Raw genomic sequence first — 6,937 nt, 5'->3', positions numbered from 1 at the left:
GAGCACCCGCTTCAATTTTATGTAAACCTTGTGCTACGCCTACTGGAGCACCCGCTTCAATTTTGTGTAGACCTTGTGCTACGCCTACTGGAGCACCCGCTTCAATTTTGTGTAGACCTTGTGCTACGCCTACTGGAGCACCCGCTTCAATTTTGTGTAGACCTTGTGCTACACCTACTGGAGCACCCGCTTCAATTTTGTGTAGACCTTGTGCTACGCCTACTGGAGCACCCGCTTCAATTTTGTGTAGACCTTGTGCTACGCCTACTGGAAAATCTTCCAAATCAATAGGACGATCAATAATTGCTGCTGCTGCTCCAATACCTTCATGATTCAAATCCTTACCAGCACACGCTGAAATCTCTCTTTTTAGTTCTTTAATTTCCTCAGCAGAAAATACATTTTTAATTAACAAATAACCATTCTTTTTGAATTCTTCAATATTTTTTTTATAATCAGTCATAACTTTGCCTCCTTTTTTATATTGGTAATTTTCTCACTATTAAATCTTTTTTTCAAGACAAAATTATGCAAAATTCTATTTTTTTCTTAAATTAGAAATTTTTTAAAATTATATCTTTCTATATAATATGATATTGTTTTTATCAGGAAACTCCCTATCTCCAATGTACTTCTACAAGGGAAGAAATCAAAAAAACAAAGTAAAATACATAGATATCCATTATGAATCTTACATATATTTATTTTTTAAACTTATTATTGTAATTTAAAAAACACCTAAAAATCCATGTAAGGTAATTTTACGAATTAAAACACTTTATCAATTCTCAAACCCTAATAACAAAAAAAGTTGGGTATATGATAAAATGAATCTTCTCAGCATATTTTATCGACCTTTATTTTAAGCCAACAACACAACCAAAAATGTATTTGTTAATTACCCGTAAAGAAAACAAAAAAACAGGTAATTTCATATATTTATGGAATTACCTGTTTTTATAGTTTTTATAGCTTTTATCTACTATTCATTCTTTAAAATTTTATGGACTTCTTCCATACTTATTTCAGCAGCCTCTGCAACCTTTTCTATAGGTACACCTACTTTAATCAAGTTTTGAATTAGTTGTATTTTGGTTTCTTTTGCTGCTTTTTCTTCTGCCGTCTCTATTTCTGATATTCTATCTTTTATTGCCTTCTCTCTCGCCTCATATAAGCGTAAAAAGTCTTTATCACTACTTAAACGCTCCCAATCCTCTATTGCCTTTTTCAAAACTGGATCTTTTTCCATCGCGATTCCCTCCAGGATTGTAGTTAATTTCTCATCTTCATATGCAGGAAATAATAATAGCCAACGTGCTAATATATCCTTCCATGGATCCATTCGATCTTCTTGCCATTCTCGAATAACCTTTGGAATCTCAAGAAAGTGCAATTGCATATTCTCTGAAATTATGTGCACCGATTTTTTGTTCATGACTACACCGACATTATGAAAGTCCTCTTCTCCTGGAAACAGAATGAAATCCACTATATTAATACAAATAGTTGGTCTTAATTCTGTATACTTCATCCCCTGAGTCATTTGAGAATAATACATGCCAGCCCAGTAGAACAAAGATCGCTCGATCATGTCTTTTTTGTCGCGAACCTGTATCTCTATATTTAATTTTATACCACTATTAAGGGTAGCTCGCAAATCTAAAATAGACAATTTATCATCCTTTTGTTCCCTTGGAAGATGTGGATCATCTAAATGCAAAGAAATAATTTCCTCATCTAAAGAGGATTGTAATACCGCATTAAGAAAACCAATGAGTATATCCTCGTTTCCTTCTACTCCAAACAAGCGCTTGAAAGCAAAATCAACTCGTAAATTTACTAGACTTTTTTTCATAGATGTATTCATATTCTCTTCTACCTTTCTTTTAGTTAATTTAAATCCTCTATGGTAATTGGATATAAGAAAAAGATAGAATTACAAACTCTACCTTTTTCAATCTACCTATTTATGAAAATACCAACCTACTTTATGAATTTCACAATCTCTGAAATACAGGTTTAAATCCCGCTTGCATTGCATCATCCAGCCCCTTACCTTGTGCTGGGTTCCATGCAGCAATAATTACGTTATAGCCCTCTGTCTTTAACTTTGTCGCGAAGTCTATAAGAGCTTTTCTTACTTTTTGATTCTCTACTAAATCAGCGTCAAACGCTAAATAGACATTTTCTACACCCATATCCTTTAATACAGGCATAGTAATTCGCCAAGCATTTACACCAGGAATCGCAAGAACCGTTGTTCCTATTTCAGAAAGCTCCTCTTTATTAAATCTCTCTGGAAGCAAATCAGCAACCAGATCTGCTTTCATAGCTCCCTCTGTAATCATTACTGAGTTGGTTTGATGTAAGGTACCAGAATTCCAATGTTTCAAATGAGAACTTGGTACAGCTACATGTACAGGAAGTGGATTTTCACTACCGCCTGCACCAGTTCCTTGATTTTTGTTTGCTGATGAGACCCACAGATATTTTTGCCCTTTATGAATCTTTACAACAATTTGTCCCTCTTGAAATGGAATCTCTACCTTTTTGCTCACTTCTAGTTCGCCTTCAAAGATACAATCACCATTTTTAATTATCTTCACAACATTAGGCTGTTCGATTAATTCTGCTTGAACTCCAGTAGGTGCAGATTTCACATGAACGGAGTTTTTCACTTCATCCACACGAACCTGCCATCCAACAATTTGATTGTACTGATTCCGAAAAGGAATCAATATACCAGGAGATCCTGACATCAAACGAAGAGAACGTTGACCTTTCTTCATCTCATAGAAACCCGGGATTCCCTGCCAGCAATTTTTATTCCCCATCTGTTTAAATAGCTGCTCCCAAACAGTCGTATACGTATTATCCTCCTCTAACACAATTTGTTGTTTTAAGAAAGAACGATATTGACGTATTTGTATTTGTTCTTCGCTCATTTTTCTATCTTTTAATAAATGTGCATGATGATGCTCTTGTAATGGTATGAACTCCATTAATTTACGATTAAACACATTTAATTCCTCATTACTTTTCTTATCATGAATCTGAATTTCATCCACCTCAGGCAATTGATATTTATCTTTTCCTTTTATGTAATGAATGTAGCTTGGATTGCCCGTGTTTTTTCCATAAATCCATTTACTTTCTACACGTGTACATGCTACCTTATCTTGCGAAACGTGCAGCATACAATTACCTGTATCATAACAAACTGGACAAGGTATACGGTAAAACTCCCACCAGCTACCTCTCGGATAAGCACTTGTTAAACGAAACTGTCCTTTTTGAATGTTATAATCCATTTTTCCCCACTCCTTATATACTGTTTATTATATATGGGACTATTACTTCCATTAAACTTTTTATAATTACATTAGGATATTACGTATAATCACCTAATGGATATACAAAAGGATACGCATTACAAACTAAATAATCATTTCTATGTTCTTGATTTTGCAAATCCGATTCTACGTATGCTTCAAATGCTCTAGCAAACATCTCGTGATTTGTAGGCTAATACTTTTTGCTTCTCTTCTTATCTAACTTAATTGTTGTATCACAAAGTACACAGACACTTTCGCTCGATAAGACATTCCATCAAATTTTCCACCTATTTTTCATAAAAATAAACCAACATTTGTGTAAATCTCTTGAATTCTTTGTCAATCTTACGTTCCATACGTGTCTTTATTGCTCCTGATAAAATAAAAGATAGAAATTCATAGTAATTCTTCACTACGGATTTCTGTCATTCCCTCTGACTACATACTTCAATATGGTTCTGTAAATTATTCATTACGATACGCTGACACCTGTTAAAGAGAATACACCCTCTTTTATCGGATTAAGTGCTTGTAATGCACGTAAACTTTGAATAGGACCATCTGGATGTGCAGAATAAAATAATGATACTTCATAACAGATAATCATAATTAAGTCCCCTAAATAAATTTTTTTCCCAATGTGATAATGGGTTCTCCAATCAAACAGATTTGGAAACAACACAAAAAGGACTTCTTCAAGTCGATTAAAAATGTATATAGCAAAATAAGCTATATATACACTAATCGGCTCAAAGAAGCCCTTTCAGAATTAAAACAAGACGCAGCTTGCTTCTACAGCTCAACCACAACTCATAAAGTGTGAGAATAAACAGAATCAAATAAACAATAAATACAATTACATATTAATGAATTCACATAAAAATTTCAACAACTTTATATTTCCTTAAGATTTTTCGCTCCATTCTACTTTCCAGTGAATTTTTTTGTAGAACCATAAGTTTCTACCGTGTTAAATTGCAATTCTAAATCTTGCTCTCTTATACTAGCTCGTACATATCACACTAATTTCATCAGTCATCCCCTAATACTATTTAAAATTTATCATTGTTTTATATACTCTATTTCAGACTAACTCTTAGATAAATATAAGGTAAGATTTTAATAATTTTTCACAGCATTTCCCCACATCATCTAAAAGCATCAACTTTTAGACAGTTGAAATTTATTTTCGTTCTTTGTGTTCGTTTGTTTTGTAAAATGTTAAATAAAATTGAAACTGCATCCTTCTAGTTAATAAGTAGTAATTAAAAAAAATAATAAAAAAGAGTGCTATTAAAATATGCACTCTTTCAAAAGACTTTACCAATCTCGATGGTCACCATGATCATGCTCACGATCGTGGTCATGATTACGTCTACGACGACACTCATCACAATCGCAGTCACGTCTACAATGACAGTCGTTAAAATCGTTTCTTCTTCGTCTACGGCCGCAACCGCAAAATACTAAATCATCCCAAAATCTATTACAATCTCGAGAATGTCCAAAATTATTATCCCATCCCATAGATATGATTCCCTCCTCTAAAATAGAATTCATCATATTCTATGATTAAAAGGTAGAAATAGTTTGTTTATTAGTCCATGTTTCAAACTAATAATATTTCAATTTGCAAGTCTATCTCACGCCCTATCTTTCCTTAACAACAAACAAGATGCCATCCCAATTATGGCAACGCCCACGATAATTCCTATACACTTAATCAAAAATATTTACCCTAACATCATTTATTTCTTTGCTTCCATACCCCATTCTCTTTACGATAAGTATTCTTCCCATTCATGAATCCAGCTGTATTACCAGGGATGCTATATTTCTTATTCTTAGTCTTTTTCTTCATCCTCTTTTCTTCTTGAACAGCCTGCAAATCTACCTTCCATTGTTTCAACAAATCCTTTTTACGTCGCATCGAATTTGTACCCCTCAGATTAAAATGAAAATCCATTAATCATATTATATATATTTACTTTTTATTTTCAATATAAAGAGAGCACCCTCGCTATTGGCGCTCTCAATGTGAATTGGGGTTTATTCTGAGCATTGAATAGGACACGAAGAACTCGTCCTATTACATTATATGCTTGTCCTTATCATAATGTGCAAAAAAAAAAGCACCCTCGCCCAGGCGCCAAAAGATACATATACTTTGAGGTAACTAACACGTTAGAAAAGACCCTTCCATATCATTGTATAATTATCAATTATCTTTATACCTAGATGACACATTAAATACGTTTAATGTGTCATTTCTATATAACTAGGAAAAAAGCAACCGTTATGGACGTTTTCCTCATCTTACCTACTCAACTACATAAAATAGCTATTTTGTTCACATTTTTGATACATTTATGAAACATTCATGTGTTATCTTCAGTAAGTTCTTTTCTTTTCATAAACCGTGTGAGTTATACCAACACAAGAAGCTCTAGATCCCTAAATCTAGAGCTTCTTCGTTTTAATAACTATTTTGTCCAATCATGTATAGACAACTATATATTTAGGTGTTAAAATATTATTGTGATTCCCACGTGGTTTCACATACGACTTTTTTCTTCGATTATGGGGTTCTTACGTAATGTAAGGACCATTTTTTATTCAAATAAGGACTTTTTAAAAATTTATATGTACATATTTTTCAGTATATAATTAAATTATCAATATATTAGAGACAATAATGATTTTGTAATATATTTGTTTCGGAATGAGTGCAGTTTTTAGCATACTGAAGAAATTTCGAAAGCCTCAGATAAACCGGTTCTTGGTTTTAGTTGATTCTTTAATTTTGCTTGGAGCTTTATTCCTAGTAGGTAGCATCTTCATCCCTCTTTTAACCCTTGAGTAAAAAGTAACGTTCTTACTGCCTTTCTTTCTCACTAATTTCAAATGCACTGCGTACACTTTTCCCTTCTTTGCTGTTTCATATGAATTCATACCATTTTTGACCTGTTTGAAGAAGGCCGACTGGCTTATTCCATTCCGTTCAGCTGGTGTTATCATCCTAGAATTAATGTAACCTTTTATCTTTACATGTTAAAAAATATTCGGATAGGAGTCCTAATACATATTATTAATATTAAGCTGGTTCACGTCAGAGGAAGGTACCTTAGGTTATCTTTTTTTATTTTCTTTCGACATAATATAACAATATACGAATTAATAATTTGCTATTATTATCTAGAAATCTTACATTTATCTACAAATTATTATTGTATTTTTAATTTTTAAATGTAAAATATTTCAATGTAAATACATACCATTTAGGGAGATGGAGAAAATTATGAAAAAATTATTAGCTTCAGCAACAGCGGTAACACTATTAACAGTGGGGTACAGTTCTTCTGCATTTGCAGCTAAGAGTCCTAATGATACAAAAAACTGTGGACATTTTAAAAGTCAACAAGATGCTCAAGCATTCTGGGATCAAAATGGATATGGTGTTGGGAATGATCCACATCGTTTAGATAATGATAAAGACGGCATTCCATGTGAAGATTATAAATATCCAAAGAGCACAAATACTACAACAGAAAATAAAGAAACTACTAAACCTCAAGAACAACCTAAACAAGAAAATACTAAAC

6 protein-coding genes and 2 pseudogenes are annotated in these 6,937 nt (G+C 32.9%); 1 reads left to right on the top strand and 7 read right to left on the bottom strand.

The window, feature by feature from the left end:
- The 7 genes and pseudogenes from D1166_RS30675 to D1166_RS30650 form a co-directional block, all read right to left on the bottom strand.
- A pseudogene (locus D1166_RS30675) lies at window positions 1-463 on the bottom strand (phytanoyl-CoA dioxygenase family protein); the annotation flags it as partial.
- Window positions 464-982: 519 nt separating this feature from the next.
- Window positions 983-1,867 (bottom strand): Rpn family recombination-promoting nuclease/putative transposase, encoded by an 885-nt coding sequence (locus D1166_RS30670; protein WP_118043545.1) that lies wholly within the window; start codon window positions 1,865-1,867, stop codon window positions 983-985.
- 130 nt (window positions 1,868-1,997) lie between these two features.
- Window positions 1,998-3,311: a DUF3854 domain-containing protein gene (locus tag D1166_RS30665; RefSeq protein ID WP_097861759.1), complete on the bottom strand. Its 1,314-nt coding sequence runs from the start codon at window positions 3,309-3,311 to the stop codon at window positions 1,998-2,000.
- A 13-nt stretch (window positions 3,312-3,324) separates the two neighbouring features.
- A pseudogene (locus D1166_RS32460) lies at window positions 3,325-3,715 on the bottom strand (LPD1 domain-containing protein); the annotation flags it as partial.
- Window positions 3,716-3,807: 92 nt separating this feature from the next.
- On the bottom strand, window positions 3,808-3,942 hold the full coding sequence (locus D1166_RS32065) for a hypothetical protein (RefSeq protein ID WP_000582546.1): 135 nt from the start codon (window positions 3,940-3,942) through the stop codon (window positions 3,808-3,810).
- A gap of 713 nt (window positions 3,943-4,655) precedes the next feature.
- A complete protein-coding gene (locus D1166_RS30655; RefSeq protein WP_074625675.1) occupies window positions 4,656-4,862 on the bottom strand; it encodes a hypothetical protein in 207 nt (68 codons plus the stop codon).
- A gap of 217 nt (window positions 4,863-5,079) precedes the next feature.
- Window positions 5,080-5,265: a hypothetical protein gene (locus tag D1166_RS30650; protein ID WP_001253140.1), complete on the bottom strand. Its 186-nt coding sequence runs from the start codon at window positions 5,263-5,265 to the stop codon at window positions 5,080-5,082.
- 1,368 nt (window positions 5,266-6,633) lie between these two features.
- Between D1166_RS30650 and D1166_RS30640 the strand changes: the two genes are divergently transcribed.
- A partial coding sequence (locus D1166_RS30640; protein WP_133300466.1) for an excalibur calcium-binding domain-containing protein occupies window positions 6,634-6,937 on the top strand: 304 nt, incomplete at its 3' end.

It is taken from the genome of Bacillus sp. ISO11 (genome assembly GCF_003458115.1).
In the GTDB taxonomy this organism is placed as follows: Bacteria; Bacillota; Bacilli; order Bacillales; family Bacillaceae_G; genus Bacillus_A; species Bacillus_A cereus.
The sequence above is the reverse complement of the archived record's forward strand: the minus strand, read 5'-3'. Positions and strand labels throughout refer to the sequence as shown.